Raw genomic sequence first — 15,732 nt, 5'->3', positions numbered from 1 at the left:
TAAAGAAGAAAGGAAGGGGTTACATGGCTGTAGAAGTGATCATGCCAAAATTAGGGATGGCGATGAAGGAAGGAACGGTTTCTATTTGGAACAAGCAAGTGGGAGATGTGGTAGAAAAGGGCGAACTGATTGCCAGCATTAACTCGGAGAAGATTGAAATGGAGCTCGAAGCGCCAGCAGCTGGAAGCATGTTGGAGATTACCGTGCAGGAGGGACAGGGAGTCCCTCCTGGAACGGTCATTGGCTACATTGGCCAGCCAAACGAGAAAGTGCCGGAAGCAAAGGTTTCTGCTGAAGAAGAGAAAGCCGAAAAAGAGATTGCCGCCACAGTTGCTGAGTCAGAGAAGGCTGCTTCACTTTCTAAAGTAAATACAAAAAACCGGGTAAAAATTTCACCTGTTGCCCGCAAGATGGCAGAGAAAGCCGGTATTGACTACAAGCTGTTGGAAGGATCAGGACCGGGCGGGAGAATTATAAAAGAAGATATAGAAAAAGCAATCTCCTATGTGGGAGTTCCCCAAGCAATCGAGCAAAAAGAGAGTAAAGTCGCTAACGAAGCACATAAAACACCAGTGATGGGCATGCGCAAAGTGATTGCTAAACGCATGCACGACAGCTTAAAAGACAGTGCACAATTAACAATGACAACAAAAGTGGATGTAACTGATGCTGTAAAACTGCGTACACAACTGGCAGAGACCGTTCAATCCCATTTTGACACAAAGCTCTCAATGAATGACCTTGTGGCTCGGGCCGTTGTACTCGCGCTGCAAAAGCATCCGCAAATGAACAGTGCTTACATAGATGATCACATTCATGTATTTGAATCGATTCATCTCGGTATAGCTGTTGCATTGGAAAAAGGACTTGTAGTGCCAGTTGTTCAAGAGGCGCAAAACGATTCGCTAATCCAGTTGGCTAAAAAAATCAAACAAGCCGCTCAGCGTGCGCGTCAAGGGGGGCTGAGTCAGGATGAAATGATAGGTTCTACTTTTACAATTAGCAACCTCGGGACTTATGGAGTCGAATACTTTACGCCGATTTTAAATCCGCCTGAAGCCGGTATTCTTGGTGTCGGGGCCGTGGAGGATGCGGCCGTTTTTAGAGGGGAAAAAGTGGAGCGCAGAAGCTTGCTGCCTCTTAGCCTGACATTTGATCACCGGGTATTGGACGGAGCACCTGCTGCTGCTTTTTTACAAACGATTAAACAGCTGCTGGAAGATCCGTTTATAATGTTGCTTTAGAAGGAAGGTAGATTATATGACAACCATTGCAATTATCGGTGGCGGGCCTGCAGGGTATGTGGCGGCAATTACTGCCGCCCGGCAAGGCTGGCAAGTCACCCTCATTGATGAGGGTCCTTTAGGCGGCGTATGTTTAAATGAAGGATGTATGCCAACAAAGGCACTATTAGAAAGTGCGGATATGTTTGAAAAAGTGAAGCAGGCAGAGGAGTTTGGCATTCGTTCGTTATCCGCTCATGCAGAAGTGGACTGGGCATATGTGCAGCTGCGAAAAGAAAAAATGATCCGGACGTTAGTGGCGGGCGTAAAGCATTTAGTAACGAAAAATAAAATTACGGTCATGAATGGGCAAGCTCGTTTTAGAGACGCATATAGCTTATTAGTGGCAACGACAGAAGGAGAAAAGACTGTTTCGGCGGACAAGTTTATTATTGCAGCTGGTTCAGAGCCTGTTTCTTTGCCTTTTGCGCCATTTGACGGTGAGTGGATCATTCACAGCAGACAAGCGATATCGCTTCCTGTTATTCCGTCCACGTTGGTGATTATTGGTGGAGGAGTGATCGGCTGTGAGTTTGCCAGTATTTATAGCCGAATGGGAGCCAAAGTAACAGTTGTTGAGATGACTGATCAACTGTTGCCGGGTGAAGATGCAGATATTGCTGCAATTTTTCAGGCAAAGCTGCAGGCAGATGGGGTGACTGTCTATACCTCCAGTGCTGTCAAAGAGGTAAATGCCAGTACAAGAGAAGTGATAATAGAGACGAATCAAGGGGTTGAAAAGCTGGCCGCGGAACGAGTATTGGTGGCCGTCGGAAGAAAACCGCGGGTAGAAAATTTAGGGTTAGACAAAGGCGGAATCTTCCATTCTAAACATGGTATTGAAGTGAACAGCCGGATGGAAACAAATATACCTCATATTTACGCTTGCGGAGATATTATTGGAGGAATTCAGCTTGCCCATGTAGCTTTTCACGAAGGGACAGTAGCGGCAGTGAATGCTTGCGGAGAGTCTATAGACGCGAACTATCGAGCTGTCCCCCGCTGTATTTATACCTCTCCCGAAATAGCGAGCGTCGGGTTAACCGAAAAGCAGGCGCGTGTGGAGTATGGCGATATAAAAATAGGCGAGTTTCCATTTATGGCGAACGGAAAGTCAGTGATTCTTAATCAAGCAGCCGGAAAAGTCAAAGTGCTTATCGAGCCTGAATACAATGAAATTGTTGGTCTGTCGATTGTTGGACCATATGCCACAGAGCTGATTGGACAAGGGGCCGTTATGCTTCATGGAGAGATGACAGCAGATAGCTTAGACTGGGTTATAGCTGCACATCCCAGCTTATCAGAAGCAATTTATGAAGCGATATCCTGTACGGTCGGTCAGGCCATACACATTTGAAGAGAGCGTTGTAACTTCATGCGAAAGTGTTTCGCATGAAGTTTTTTGTCTTTTTTTAGTAGAAAATGATAATTGCCTAAATTTTCTATCTATTTTATAATGGGGAAAGTAATTATTAGCTTCTTTTCTCCTGCCGCTGTTCATCAGTCTATTCATCTAATCTCACAAAAGAAACTGTCCTCAAGCATACATATGAATAAGCTTTTCAGGTGTACTAAATGAATGATTTAAGGGGGATATTAGAATGCAATCCGTCTGTTATTTGAGTACATGGAAACGCTTTGTTAATGAAGGAGTACTGGATCCCTCCCGTATTAGTAAACGAATTATTGAATCCTGGCATCGCTGCAAAAGCCAGCAGGTGAATCCTTACTTAAAAAAAGGCGAGCATTTTTTGACGAGTGATTTATTTAAACAGCAAAAAGAAAAAAACTCCTTGCTTCTCCAAGCTGTTTTGCCAACTTTGAAAAGAATTGATAAGATGATGATCGAATTAGAAGCAATCGTACTATTGATTGATCCTTCAGGGTATGTGTTATCAATCACTGGAAATAAGAAGGTTCTGCATGAAGCCAGGAGGATTAATTTTGTTGAAGGGGTACGTTGGACGGAAGAGGAAGTCGGAACAAATGCGATTGGCACGGCTCTACAAACAAGTGAAGCGATTATGGTCAGCGGTTCAGAGCATTATTCCATTGCTTCTCATAACTGGAGTTGTGCAGCGGCTCCAATTCATTCATGTGAAGGCGAATTGCTTGGTGTAATTGATGTATCCTGTCCAGTGGATCGAGCCCATCCATTTATGCTTGGCATGGTTGCTTCGCTTGCCCAGGAAGCGGAGAAGGAGTTAAATGTCCAAGCCCACAAAAAAGAAATCGAATTAATTAATCGATGTACGCATTTACTGGAGAGCAGCCAGTCGGTAGTCGTTTGTAATGAAAGAGAGAAGGTAGTTGCCGTCAGTGAGGATTTACGACAGCACATTCCTAACTATAAAGGAATGGATAGAAAAGAGCTGCTCAAGTACGGCATGAAAGTAGAAATGGAGTCTTCTATTCTAGCAAGCGATCAGACAACATGTATCGGTACTTGTCTGCATATAAAGAAAGTGGACGAGCTTTCTTCGAGCTGGACATTAACCTCTAAGCCTTTTTATTTTGAAGGCACTATTGGCACGAGTTCTTCTTTCCAACGAACACTGGATGATGTTAAGAGAGTGGCCCCAACAGAAGCCAGTGTCTATATTTCGGGAGAAACAGGTACAGGAAAAGAAATCATCGCTCGAGCAATTCATTTTAATAGCAAGAGAAAAAATGGGCCTTTTATTGCTTTAAATTGCGGCGCGCTTCCAGCTGAATTAATAGAAAGTGAATTGTTTGGTTATGTAGAAGGTGCTTTCACCGGAGCAAAGCGGCAAGGCCATAAAGGAAAATTTGAGCAGGCAAATAACGGTACAATTTTTTTGGACGAGATCGGCGAAATTTCACCGGCTATGCAGGTGAAGCTATTACGCGTTCTCCAAGAAAGAAGAATAACACCGGTGGGAGGGACGAAAGAAATTGAATTGGATGTTCGTATCATCACAGCTACCCATTGGAATCTCAGTCAACTTGTAGAAGAAGGGAAATTCCGAAAGGATTTATATTATCGTCTTCATGTGTACCCGATTTATGTTCCTCCATTACGGGAAAGAAAGGAAGACATTCCGTATTTAGTCCACTATTATTGTAAGCAAAATGACTGGAATGTTCAGATGCCAGAAGAATATATAGAAAGGCTAAAACAATACGACTGGCCGGGAAATATTCGGGAGCTGTTCAATGTATTGGATCGTTTACGCATTTCATTCCCTTATCTTGGAGCGGAAAATTACCACGTATTAGATAAATTTTTTGTGACAGATGTTCATTGTTTTCCTATCCAGAAAGAGACACACAAGCTAAACGCACGGGAAAACATCCAAAAAGATTTAATGATTGAGGCACTGCAGAAAACGCAAGGGAATGTCTCTCAAGCAGCAAAACTGTTGAATATGCCGAGAAGTACATTTTACAGGCGCATGCAAAAATATCACCTTTAACAAGTTGGCAGGAAAACCTCCTGCTCTTTTTTGTGGACAAGTAGCAGCCGAGAGAAATGATAGTAGTGAAGAGAGGAAGGTAAATAGACTTATGGCCAGGATAAAGGAATTTCCCTATTCGTCCGCTAAAATAAATAAAGAAAAAGTGCTGAAAGAAGGTTGAATATGAATATTGTTATTGCACCGGATTCGTTTAAAGGGTCGCTTTCAGCCGCAGCTGTTGGGAAAGCGATGGCAGCTGGAGTGGAAAAGGCTATTCCACACGCGGAGATAAAGATTGTGCCAATGGCAGATGGCGGTGAAGGAACGATAGCGGTATTACCCGGCACGCTGCGAAAACTAATGGTTTGCGATCCGCTCATGCGATCCGCGGAAGCTTCTTATCTCACTATGAAATATGAGGGGGAACCCACTGCTTTAATTGAATGCGCGGAAAGCAGCGGTTTAACGCTTCTAGCAGAAACAGAGCGATCTCCGATGGCTGTCAATACGTATGGATTGGGTGAACAGATTAAGGCAGCGCTCGATGAGGGATACCGCCAGATTATTATCTCGCTCGGCGGCAGTGCCACAAATGATGGTGGTCTTGGAATGCTTCAGGCACTCGGCTGGAAGTTATACGATCACCGCAACAATGAAATAAGGAAAGCTGGCAATCCATTGCTGTCCATTCATTCGTTTTGCGATAAACAGATTCATCCAGCAATACGGGAAACGCGATTTTTGGCAGCAAGCGATGTGATGAATCCGTTTTATGGACGAGAGGGAGCCGCTTTTGTATTTGCCCGGCAAAAGGGAGCAAACGAGCAGGAGGTGGAGCGGTTGGATCAAGCCTTGCAAAGGGTCGCCTGTTTGTTTCAGCAAGCTTACGGGACCGATGTACAGAAGGTAAAAGGAAGCGGAGCAGCCGGTGGAATTGGTGGGGCTGTAGCTGCCGCACTTGGCGGTGAAATTATATCAGGCGTTGAAATGGTTATCCAGTTGGTTGGGCTGGAGTCAGACATTAAGAAGGCTGATTTAGTCGTTACAGGGGAAGGAAGTCTTGATGGACAGAGTTTGCTTGGGAAGGTCCCTGTTGGTGTAGCAAAGCTTGCAAAACTGCACAATAAACCTGTTATTGCTCTTGCTGGCAGGCTTGGAAAAGATGTAGCATCACTTCATCCATACTTTGACGGCATCTTTTCAATTCAGTCAGACTGCTTGACTGTTGAACAGGCTATGAATCCTGGAGTAGCTGCTTACCAAGCGAGTCAAACAGCCGAACAGCTTCTTCGTTTGTATTCTTCAAAGCGAGCAAGAAACGCCTCCTGTGACAGCTCTTCATAGGCAGTGCACCGCCTGGGCACTGCGTATTTCAAGTTTGCAAGAATAGCCGTTTGCCTCCGTCTGATTCCGGCGGCATTTCTATATTAAAAAGCATAATCTTCAGTTTTGGATATTTATTTTACAAATAGGCTTCTACTTTTAATTTGAAGTAATACAGAGTTCTTGCAAAACTGCAATAATGATTGCAGCTTTGCAAGAACAGAAAAGGGGTTTTAAATATAACTGTCGAATACTGTTGCAGGTAGAGGGAAAAGCGAAGAGCTGAAACAGCAAGGAAAAGAGGCGCTCTTTTCTGAATTTTTCATTTATTTTTAGAATAACTTCTATTTGGCACGATAATTGCTTATATAAAAGCAGATGTAAACGTATTCAACTTTTTGAATCGTTTGTTTGCCAGGTAGAAAGTTCTTTTCCCGTTGATTCAATGGAAAGGGGTTCAGTGACTATGAGATGGAGATGGCAGGAGATTTTATTGCCTTTGCCACCTGGCCTATCAAGCGAAGCTACAGTACAGGGTGCCATCAGCTTGCTTGCGCGGGAAGAGAGCCACACGGCATTTGTCTATGAAAAAGAAGAACTAGTCGGCTATCTTACCCTCGGCGATTTAATGAAACAAGTAAAGGGGGCTGAATCATTAAACCAGCCGATTGAATACGAAAAGGATTTGCTTCTTGTCCGTGAGACAGGGTGGGTAGAGTTTTGTCACAACTGCCATATTGTCGCCGGGGTCGATGAGCAAAAACAGGCAGTCGGTTATATTACTATTGAGGAAGCTAAAAACCAGCTTGCCCAGCTGCAGCTAGAAATTTTAAATCATAGCCTGAACAGCGCAGAAATTGGAATTATTACAACGAATCAGCAGTTTGAAGTGAATTTTATGAATGAAACGGCCGGCCAGATTTTAGGATTGTCCCGCTCGATCCTTGCGGGAAGAAATTATAAAAAAATTATCGCTGCTGATGTGGAAATGGAAAATGTTTTGGCAGGTGAGAAGAAATTTGGTGTTGACAGTTCTTTTAACTTTAAGAAAATGACCGGCCACTTTTCCCCTGTATATCATGAAGGACAAATAGAGGGAATTGTCCATGTGTTTTATTTGCAGGAACATTTGGAAAAAGCAGTGAGCGGGTTGGAGTTTGTTCGTGAGCTGACGGAAGAGCTTCAGACGATTTACGCGGCATCCAACGAACAAATCATGGCTATACGGCCGTCTGGGGAAATCTCCAACATAGCGGGTGCTTTCCTTGAGAATTTTTGGCGGCCTTATTCAAAAGATGATTTGATTGGAAAAAATATATACGAGTTAGAAGTAGAAGGGCTGTTTGAGCCTAATATTGTAGATCACTGCCTGAAAGAGAAGCAAAGAATTAGCATGACACAAACTAGCCGAAGGAATGTAAAGATTTTATCGACTGCTGCTCCAGTTTTGAAGAAGGGAAAGTTAGAAAAAATTATCGTTCTTTCCCGTGATGTGAGTACGGAGGAAATTTCAGAAAAACAGAACATGGAAAGTGAAAACCAGCTTACACCCGATTTAACGAAAAAGCTAGTGTACCGTTCTCAAGAAATGGCCGAGCTGGTGAAAAAGATAAAGGAAATAGCAGAAACGGAGTCAACGGTTTTGATTACCGGGGAATCGGGCGCTGGAAAAGAGGTGGTTGCTAGCCATATTCATTTTTATAGCCGGCGTGCAGAAGCACCTTTTGTCACTATTAATTGTGGCGCCATTCCTGAGAATCTGCTAGAAAGTGAATTGTTTGGTCATGAAAAAGGCGCATTTACAAGCGCTGTAGATAAAAAGAAAGGACTATTTGAAGCGGCTGACGGCGGGACTATTTTTCTTGATGAAGTTTCTGAGATTCCGCTTCATATGCAGGTAAAGCTTCTACGGGTCTTGCAAGAACGTGAAGTTGTTCGCGTTGGCGGCCTTACACCGATCAAAGTAGATGTTCGTGTACTGGCGGCAACGAATAGAAACTTAAGAAAAATGGTTGCCGCTCAAAAGTTTCGTGAGGATTTATTTTACCGTTTGCACGTTGTGCCATTACAAATTCCACCGCTTAGAAAACGAAAGGAAGATATTGCACCGCTTTCCCTTTCTTTTCTTGAAAGATTAAATGAAACATATAAAAAAGAGAAAAAATTATCAAGAGAAGGTTTGCAGCTGCTGGAAAGTTATCAATGGCCAGGAAATATTCGAGAATTGCAAAATGTGATGGAAAGGCTTGTAGTCATCGGAAGGCAAGAAGTCATCTCCGGTGACGACGTGTTTCGAGCTGTCTGGGACAGTGAATCGGAAGAGCAGGGGCATTTAACGGTTCGTGGAATTATGCCGCTGAAAGAAGCAGTTCAGGAAGTGGAAGACCAGTTAATACGACTTGCTCTTGGAAAATACAAAACAGCGGCCAGAGCGTCAGATGCATTGGGAGTCAGCGCATCGACAGTCAGCCGGAGAATGAAAAAAGCATCGAAATGAAGGAGACAACAACGTGTTAATTTTTCCGGAAACGAAATTTGATTTTTGCGGTGATGAATATATTTACGCAGAAATTTCAACAGAAATGAGAATTGAGAGCAATTTCAAAGCCATTTCCATCACAAATGAATTAAGACAACGCAATATTCCTGGCATGATTGAAGTGTATCCAAGTAATGCCTCTTATTTGATCCGCTATGATCCGAATGTCATTTCTCCTTATCATTTGCTTGATTATTTACAAGAAATTGATCAGCAGAAGAGTGATCGTTCGGAATTGCATTTTAGCAGCCGGATCATTGAAATCCCTGTTTGGTACAACGACAAAGTGACAAAGAAGACGATAGAGAAATATCAGCATTTGCAGCCAGAAGCAGAGGGAGATGACTTTGCATATGTCATGAGAACGAATGGATTTACGGATGTAGAGGCCTTTATCACTGCCCATGCATCTCCGCCGTATTTCATTACATCACTAGGATTTAAGCCTGGAACCGCGTGGGGATTTCCGCTCGGCGTGCCGCAAAATCGCATTATTCAAGCACCGAAATATTCTAGTCCGCGTCCGTATACACCGAGCGAGGCCCTAGGCATAGGCGGTGCGTTCACCGTCGTTTACCCATCGGAATCTACTGGAAGCTACCAGCTAATCGGTGTATCAGCAGTCCCTGTGTATGATACAGGACAAAGCCTGCCCATCTTCCGAGATTCATTCTTTCTCGCCAAACCGGGAGACTTATGGAAATATCGACCGGTAACAGAAGCCGAGTATTATAACATTCGTGAAGAGGTGGAAAAGCGCACATATGAGTATAAGGTAAAGCCCATTCAATTTTCTGCCGAGCAATATGATGAAAACGGCATCCATTACATTTCTCAACTGATGGAGGGATTTTAACTGTGCTTCATATCCTGGAACCAGGCTTAAAGACAACGATTCAAGACACCGGCCGTTTTGGGCATTACCATATGGGAGTGCCTCCGTCAGGAGCGGCAGATAAACATTCTTTTTTATTGGGAAATGCCCTTCTTGGCAATCCTCCTGATTACGCTGGCTTGGAAATAATGCTGGAAGGTCCAGTCATTGAGTTTCGGAAAAAGACAGTCATCGTGCTCACCGGAGCACCGGCAGAAGCGAAGCTAAACGGAGAAAAGCTGCCACTCTGGCAGCCGGTAGCTGTATCTTCCGGAGATGTGCTAGCGATAGGGAAAATTTATGAAGGGATTTTTACATATCTGACTGTTTCCGGCGGGCTTGCTACTCCTGAAATGCTTGGCAGCCGTTCTGCTTGTTTCGCCAGTGGATTTCCCGGTGTGCTCGGTCGAAAGCTTTTGAAAGGCGACCAGATCCCGCTCAATGAGCCGCTCCCGGGAGTTCATCGTCAGGTCGGAAGAAGTATATCAAATGAAATGAAGCCAGTCTTTAGCCGGCAGCTTGATATTCATCTCGTATTAGGCATTGCCAGTGAAAGAATCAGTGATGAAGGGCTAACGGGTCTGCTCAATAATGAGTGGAAAATTCATCCGCAATCTAACCGGGTAGCCTACCGCCTGCACGGAGAGCGTGTTCGTTATATCCAAGAAGCAGCTCCGTTCGGATCGGGAAACAGTCCGGGAAACATTGTGGATATTCCTTATCCGATCGGCGGAGTCATTGTGCCAAATGAAGAGGAATTGATCATTCTGTTGAATGACGGCACAGGTGGAGGCGGCTTTGTGACAACAGGAACTGTGATTAGCTCGGATATTAGTGTACTTTCTCAAGCGAGGCCACAAGCGGTTGTCCGTTTTCATGCTGTGACAGTGGAACAGGCGTTTCAATTACGCCGCCAAAAAGAACAGCTCATTGAAAAAGTAAAAATAAATGTCCAGCAAGCGTGACGAGTCGCTTGCTGCCAAAAATAAATTCGGAATATTTCGTCTATTTCAGGCTGTTCAATTTAGGAGGTGGTGCCGAAAAGCACTAAAAGGGATCAGCGATCAATTAATAAATAAATTTATTTTTTTAATAAATACTGGAGGCGATCAAGTGAGTAAATATCATGTAGCTGTTGATGTTGGGGGAACATTTACGGACGTATTCGTATTCGATGAAAAAACAGGGAAAATCTATGTAACAAAAACGTCTTCCACTCCGTCTAATCCGGAAAAAGGAATGATGGACGGAATCGCTAAAGCGAAGCTGACAGGCGATCAAATTGCGATGTTCTCTCATGGAACAACGGTTGGAACAAACGCCTTAATCGAAAGAAAGCTGCCAAAAGCTGCGCTCGTTACGACGAAAGGCTTTCGTGATGTGACGGAAATTCGCCGCGGTACAAAGCTTGATCTGTGGGATGCTTATAACGATGTTGCTGAGCCTTATATTAAGCGCCGTGACCGATTTGAGGTAACAGAGCGGGTAGATTATTCCGGAAACATTATGACAGAAGTGAATGAAGATGAAGTGCGAGAGCTTGCACGAATATTGAAAAAGCGTCAGGTAGAATCCATTGCGATCTGTTTCATGAATGCTTATGTAAATGGCGACAATGAAAAGCGCGTGAAAGAAATTTTGCAAGCAGAAATGCCAGATGTGTACATTTGTACGTCGTCTGAAACACTTCCGGAAATCTTTGAGCATGAGCGGATGAGCACAACGATCGTAAACGCTGTTCTTGGTCCAACCATCAGCAAGTACATTAAAGTACTGGAAGAAGAAATGAAAGGGATTGGCTATAAAGGAGACATTCTCGTTCTTCATTCCGGAGGCGGTGTCATGACGTCAGAAACAGTTCCCCGCTATGCAGCCCGTCTGGCAAGCTCAGGGATTGCGGCTGGAGCGATTGCAAGTAAGCATATTGCTAATATGTGCGGCTTTAAAAATGCCATCGGTTTGGATATGGGCGGAACAAGTACGGATATTTCCTTAATGTACGAGAACGATTTGCGTGTAACGAAAGACTGGTACATTGAGTACGGCTATCCGATCGGCTTCCCGAGCATCGAGATTTTAACCATTGGGGCTGGTGGCGGCAGCTTGTCATGGATCGATGAAGGCGGTTCTTTACGGAATGGTCCGCAAAGTGCTGGTGCTGTACCAGGGCCTGCGTGCTATCAACGCGGTGGAACAGAGCCGACAAACTCAGATGCAAACGTTGTGCTCGGGCGATTAGGCACAAAGCTTCTTGACGGCCAGATGACACTGGATAAAGAGGCAGCTGTTAAAGCGATCGAAAAGACTGTAGCTTCTAAGCTGGATTACAACGTATACGAAGCAGCGGATGCGATTATTAAGGTGGCCAACGCAAATATGTGTGACGCCCTCCGTTTGATCTCTGTCCGCCGCGGCTATGACCCGCGTGACTTTGCACTTGTTGCCTTTGGTGGGGCCGGTGCCTTGCATGGTGCAGAACTGGCGAAAGAAATGGAGATCCCACATGTCATCGTACCGGCTCACCCGGGAGTGGCAGCAGCGATGGGATGTTTGCTTGTGGATGTGCGCCATGACGTGACGAAAACATATTTAGCGAACGTAGCGGAGATTCAGAAAGAGGATTTAGAAAAAGAATTTATTGAAATGGAAAAAGAAGCGATCAGCTTGCTAGAAGAAGAGGGCATTGCGCCGGAAAATATGAATTTAATTCGTTATGTAGATATGCGTTATGTCGGTCAATGGAGAACGCTGTCTGTCACTGTGGATCGTCCGCTGCAGTCGCTTGAAAATGCAGTTGAGCGTTTCCATCAAGAGCATGAACGTGAATTCGCCTTCAGAGATGAGGCAACAGGCATCGAAATTTACGGCTTGCGTGTAGAGGCGATCGGAACAGTCAATAAACCAGAATTCAATAAAGAAGAGCCGTCCGGAACATTAAAAGACGCACGGAAAGAAACCCGTGAAGTATATTTTGAAGAAGCTGGAGGGTTTACAGAAACAGTTGTTTACGACCGTGTGAAAATTCCTGTTCTATCTGAATTCTCTGGTCCAGCAATTATTGACCAGCTTGATTCCACGGTTGTTGTGCCTCCATATTGCACGGTAAAAGTAGATGAATATCGCAACATTATTATGTCGTTTGTAAAAAAAGAAGAAGGCCAAAAAGAAAAAGACGCGACAGTACCAACATTAGCCAACTAAAAGGGGTGGGAATATGAGCAAAGTATTTGAGAGCCAGTTAGATCCTGTTACATTTGAGGTTTTGAAAAATGGTTTTGTCAATTTAGTTGACCAAATGTCCGAGCAAGTCTTAAGGACTTGTTATTCCTTCGTTATTTACAACCGCGATTTTAGTGCGGCTTTGTGCGACGCGGAAGGGAATACTGTTATGCAGGGAACGCAGGACATTTCTGTTCACGTTGGCACGCTTCACCTAACAGCAAAAGCGGTCATTGAAGACTTCGGCGACGATATTCACCCGGGAGACGTTTTTATTGTTAATGATCCGTATCGTGGCGGCACCCATTTTAACGATACACGTGTGATTCGCCCAGTGTTTTATGAAGATAAGTTGATCGCTTTCATGCAGTTGAACGGCCATTGGGCAGACATGGGCGGTTCTGTGCCAGGATCTTTCGATATTACGTCAAAAGACCATTATGGAGAAGGGATGAGAATTCCACCGCTGCGTATTTGGAGAAAAGGCGAATACTTACACGACGTGGCAAACGTTCTTGTTTCCAACATGCGTCTTCCGGAAGAGCGTCTTGGTGATTTACGCTCCCAAGCAGAGGCTACAAAGACGGGTGAAACACAGTTGCTTGCTCTTGTGGAGAAATACGGATTAGACACAATTTTAACTGCTTTTGCGGAGGTGCAGGATTATGTAGAACGCCTTGCGCGGGCAAAAGTAGCTGCTCTTCCTGATGGTGAGTGGGAAACAACAGATTATATTGATATGGATCCAGAAGTAGGCGATGGTCTTATTCCAATTAAAGTGAAAATGACGATTAAAGGTGACGAAATTTTTTATGATTTAGCCGGTTCCCATGATTATATCGGCTGTTTCTTAAACTCCGCCTTCGGGTCTTCGATGTCTGCCGCTTATGCCGGCACAAAAACATTCTTCCCGGATATCCCGTTAAACTCCGGTTTTTACCGAGTAGTGCATGTGGACTTGCCGGAAAATTCAGTAGTGAATGCAGCTTGGCCAGTGGCGGTTACTGGCTTCTGTTCGGGCGCATACGAAAAAATTATGAATGCCTGCTTTGAGCTGTGGTCTCATGTGATGCCGGAACGCGCACTCGCCTGCTCCTTCAACCTGGAATATTTATTGATCGGCGGCTGGGATAAGCGTCAAGGCTATGACAACTACTTTATGTGGTATGACTGGATGGCAGGCGGACACGGCGGCCGTGACAAGCGTGACGGAGCGAACGCCCTGTCCCCGGTCTTTGGTGTCGGCCTCAGCATCCAGCCTTGTGAAGGACAAGAGCGCCTGTCTCCAGTCATTACAACGAAGCATGAAATCGTCACAGACTCCGCAGGTCCAGGTCAATTCCGCGGCGGCTGTGGGGTAGAAAAAGGCGGGATCTTAACAGATGCGAATGATACAGTCATGTCTTACTGTTGTGACCGCTCCCGCTCCGTTACATGGGGAATCTTTGGCGGACTTCCGTCTACCCCACACGGTGCTTGGTTAAATAAAGACAAAGAAGACGGCCAATTCTTAGGTGCCATTTTCTCGAACGTTAAGCTAAAAAAAGGTGACACATTTACAAGGCCATCTGCTGGCGGTGGCGGACTTGGTGATCCGCTTGAGCGTGACCCGAAAGCTGTGCTGGAAGATGTGATCGATGAATATGTTTCTATTGAACGCGCAAAGAAAGATTACGGTGTTGTTATTCATGAGATTGATAGGGAAATTGATCTGTTTGAAATTGATGAGGAAGCTACAAAGGCAGAAAGACAATTTATCCGTGAATCACGTGCAGGCTGGCTGAAAGAAGATGTAGACAGTGTCCTTTCCAAATATCGCAACGGAGAAATTGATCAATTAGATTTAATTCGCAGATATGGTGTCATTGTTGATTTGGCAACTGAAACGGTTCTTAAAAAGACAACGGAACAAAATCGGGAAATGCTCGAACAGCGTTCGCTTGCGTACTGGGCATAACCAAGCAGCAGCGGGGGAAAATCCCCCGCTGCTTTTATTCGTTAAAACAATTGCTTTCTGAAAATTTAGCATTGCGTGTGAAATTAAAGGTGCGTTATAGTGAGGGCAGAGGTTTTTGTTTGTTATTGGGGGATCTATCTTATGAGACCGATTATGTTAGGTGTACTTTCTGCTTTCTTTTTTGCTTTTACATTTGTGCTAAATCGGCTGATGGATGCAGAAGGAGGCAGCTGGATGTGGAGCGCTTCTTTGCGGTATTTATTTATGGTGCCGTTGCTTGCCGTAATCGTTGGCAGTCGCAAGGGGATTAGACCGCTATTTGCAGAAATGAGAAAGAACCCCTCTGCCTGGCTATTATGGAGCACAATTGGGTTCGGTTTATTTTATGCTCCGCTTTGTTTTGCGGCGGCTTATGGACCGGGATGGCTAATTGCGGGTACATGGCAAGTAACAATCATTTCCGGCTCCCTATTGGTGCCGCTTTTTTACATAACAATCCAAACGCCAAGCGGACCAAAAGAGGTAAGAGGGAAGATTCCATTCAGAGGACTTGCGATGTCATTTATTATACTGGCCGGGGTTGCTCTTATGCAGGCTGAGCACGCACGGCAATTGTCTTTGGAGGCTGTTTTGCTATGCATGTTGCCAATTATTGTAGCATCATTTGCTTATCCGCTTGGGAATCGTAAAATGATGGATGTTTGCTCTAACCGCCTCGATGCTTACCAACGCGTACTTGGTATGACACTGGCGAGCTTGCCATTTTGGCTCATCCTCTCAGGAGTAGCTATGTACGTGGATGGATGGCCTAGTAAAAGTCAAGTTGGGCAATCAGGATTGGTCGCTCTTTTTTCAGGCGTTTTTGCTACCGTCTTATTTTTTGCCGCGACTGACCTTGTAAGAGGCAATATGAGCAAGCTGGGAGCCGTAGAGGCCACTCAATCGTTAGAAGTTTTATTTGCCGTTGTTGGAGAGATGGCTTTGCTATCGGCCCCTTTACCGGCCCCTATTTCTATTGCCGGCATGATATTAATTGTCATCGGCATGGTGCTGCACAGCTATGTTTCCCATGCCAAACAAATAACGCCTGGCACTTAAGTGTCAGGCGCTTTGTTTGT

10 protein-coding genes are annotated in these 15,732 nt (G+C 44.7%); all 10 read left to right on the top strand.

The window, feature by feature from the left end; translation table 11 throughout:
• Positions 1-23: 23 nt before the first annotated feature.
• A complete protein-coding gene (locus tag ACH0BF_RS04020; RefSeq protein ID WP_406908898.1) occupies positions 24-1,244 on the top strand; it encodes a dihydrolipoamide acetyltransferase family protein in 1,221 nt (406 codons plus the stop codon).
• Between the two features lie 16 nt (positions 1,245-1,260).
• Positions 1,261-2,640: a dihydrolipoyl dehydrogenase gene (gene lpdA, locus ACH0BF_RS04015; RefSeq protein WP_406908897.1), complete on the top strand. Its 1,380-nt coding sequence runs from the start codon at positions 1,261-1,263 to the stop codon at positions 2,638-2,640.
• Between the two features lie 244 nt (positions 2,641-2,884).
• Positions 2,885-4,720, top strand: coding sequence for a sigma-54-dependent Fis family transcriptional regulator (locus tag ACH0BF_RS04010; protein WP_406908896.1), 1,836 nt, complete (start codon positions 2,885-2,887; stop codon positions 4,718-4,720).
• 165 nt (positions 4,721-4,885) lie between these two features.
• Positions 4,886-6,046, top strand: coding sequence for a glycerate kinase family protein (locus ACH0BF_RS04005; protein WP_406908895.1), 1,161 nt, complete (start codon positions 4,886-4,888; stop codon positions 6,044-6,046).
• 445 nt (positions 6,047-6,491) lie between these two features.
• Positions 6,492-8,522: a sigma 54-interacting transcriptional regulator gene (locus ACH0BF_RS04000; RefSeq protein ID WP_406908894.1), complete on the top strand. Its 2,031-nt coding sequence runs from the start codon at positions 6,492-6,494 to the stop codon at positions 8,520-8,522.
• A gap of 13 nt (positions 8,523-8,535) precedes the next feature.
• On the top strand, positions 8,536-9,420 hold the full coding sequence (locus ACH0BF_RS03995) for a 5-oxoprolinase subunit B family protein (protein WP_406908893.1): 885 nt from the start codon (positions 8,536-8,538) through the stop codon (positions 9,418-9,420).
• A gap of 2 nt (positions 9,421-9,422) precedes the next feature.
• Entirely contained in the window at positions 9,423-10,403 is a 981-nt protein-coding gene (locus tag ACH0BF_RS03990) for a 5-oxoprolinase subunit C family protein (RefSeq protein ID WP_406908891.1), read from the top strand.
• Between the two features lie 148 nt (positions 10,404-10,551).
• The gene (locus tag ACH0BF_RS03985) at positions 10,552-12,639 is read left to right on the top strand and encodes a hydantoinase/oxoprolinase family protein (protein ID WP_182917025.1); all 2,088 of its coding nucleotides are present in this window, start codon (positions 10,552-10,554) and stop codon (positions 12,637-12,639) included.
• Positions 12,640-12,652: 13 nt separating this feature from the next.
• Positions 12,653-14,614, top strand: coding sequence for a hydantoinase B/oxoprolinase family protein (locus ACH0BF_RS03980; RefSeq protein WP_120034986.1), 1,962 nt, complete (start codon positions 12,653-12,655; stop codon positions 14,612-14,614).
• A 141-nt stretch (positions 14,615-14,755) separates the two neighbouring features.
• A complete protein-coding gene (locus ACH0BF_RS03975; RefSeq protein WP_340852184.1) occupies positions 14,756-15,712 on the top strand; it encodes a DMT family transporter in 957 nt (318 codons plus the stop codon).
• Positions 15,713-15,732: the final 20 nt, after the last annotated feature.

Origin of the sequence: Pseudobacillus sp. 179-B 2D1 NHS (genome assembly GCF_045370945.1) — a bacterium.
In the GTDB taxonomy this organism is placed as follows: domain Bacteria; phylum Bacillota; class Bacilli; order Bacillales; family Domibacillaceae; genus Pseudobacillus.
This window is presented reverse-complemented; position numbering and strand designations above follow the sequence as displayed.